The 932-nt window shown below is 60.9% G+C and carries 1 pseudogene; it reads left to right on the top strand.

From position 1 onward, the window contains the following. The first annotated feature begins 77 nt into the window (after nt 1-77). Nucleotides 78-829 (top strand): annotated as a pseudogene (locus SB4_RS18920) (IS5 family transposase). Nucleotides 830-932: the final 103 nt, after the last annotated feature.

Here is a 932-nt window from a genome sequence, read left to right as displayed (position 1 = left end):
GGGTCCAAACCCAATCAGCATCTTGAGTGGTGACAGTTTTCCTGATTCACTGGCGTGTGGATCAGGAGGAATGAGGCATGGCGCTATTCTGGTTGTCGGATGAAGCGTGGGCGGCGATCGAGCTGCATCTGCCGAAAAACCAGCCTGGAGCCCGGCGGGTAGATGATCGGCGGGTGATCTCGGGGATCGTGCATGTGCTGAAGGTCGGCTGCCGCTGGTGCGACTGCCCGGCGGATTACGGGCCATCCACGACGATCTACAACCGGTTCAACCGCTGGTCGCGCCGTGGCTTCTGGCTCAAGCTGCTCGACGCGCTGGCGGATGCTGGCGTGGTCGCGAAGAGCACTGCGATCGACAGCACCTACATCAAGGCACAACGCGCGGCGTTCGGTGGAAAAGGGGGCGCCAAATCCAGGCGATCGGTCGCTCGCGCGGTGGCTGGACCACCAAGGTCCACGCACTCACCGATGTCATCGGTCGTCCCTATGCCTTGATGCTGACGGCCGGCAACGTCAGCGACGTGAAGGCGGCGCCCGCGCTTCTCGAACGGGCTGGTCGAATGCGTTACCTGTTGGCCGACAAGGGCTACGATGCCGACCGGCTGCGCCGTTCGCTACGTGATGCCGGAGCCGTTCCCGTCATTCCCGGACGGCGAAACCGCAAACGCACGATCCGATATGATAAAGACAGATACCGCGGCCGCCACTTGATCGAGAACGCCTTCTGCCGTCTCAAGGACTTCCGCCGTGTCGCTACCCGCTACGATAAACTCGCCGTCAACTTCCTCTCAGGCGTCGCCATCGCAACCGCGCTCGCATTCTGGCTCTGATTGAGTCTCAGCCCTAGTTGCTGTCTCTTATCCACATCTGACGCTGCCGACGCTCTTACGCGTTTATATATCCGTTGTCACCTTTCCCTCACAACTCACCTCA

Source organism: Sphingomonas sanguinis (genome assembly GCF_001476905.1).
Classification (GTDB): Bacteria; Pseudomonadota; Alphaproteobacteria; order Sphingomonadales; family Sphingomonadaceae; genus Sphingomonas; species Sphingomonas sanguinis_B.
This window is presented reverse-complemented; position numbering and strand designations above follow the sequence as displayed.